Origin of the sequence: Acinetobacter psychrotolerans (assembly GCF_048552595.1) — a bacterium.
In the GTDB taxonomy this organism is placed as follows: Bacteria; Pseudomonadota; Gammaproteobacteria; order Pseudomonadales; family Moraxellaceae; genus Acinetobacter.
The window spans coordinates 1-339 of record NZ_JBIMDK010000052.1 but is presented as its reverse complement, the minus strand read 5'-3'; the positions used below and the strand labels follow the sequence as shown (position 1 = coordinate 339).

Here is a 339-nt window from a genome sequence, read left to right as displayed (position 1 = left end):
CATTTTACTTACGTAATGGAATACCTTTTTGTCCGTGTTTACGGTTTGGCGTCATGCCATTTTCACGTAATGTTTCATCAATACTGTCGTACTGCACACCGATGCGATAAATCTCACGTGCTTCTTTACCCGTTGCAATTTCACGACCCAATTCACGAGCAATTCGAACCGTTTGTTTAACCTGCTCTACAGATGAGAAACGCTTACCTTGATGATCGATAATCGTATCTTCATTACCAACACGTGGATGTAAACCCATTGATAAAGCCATTGTGTTAAACGGTAATACATTTTTAAACAATGACTCAGATGTCAGTGTGCAACCATCTGGTGCACGAT

General features: G+C 40.4%; 1 protein-coding gene. It reads right to left on the bottom strand.

Features of this window, described 5'->3' with window-relative positions; translation table 11 throughout:
• Positions 1-4 precede the first annotated feature (4 nt).
• A partial coding sequence (locus ACG94X_RS16815; RefSeq protein ID WP_419384466.1) for a 3-keto-5-aminohexanoate cleavage protein occupies positions 5-339 on the bottom strand: 335 nt, incomplete at its 5' end.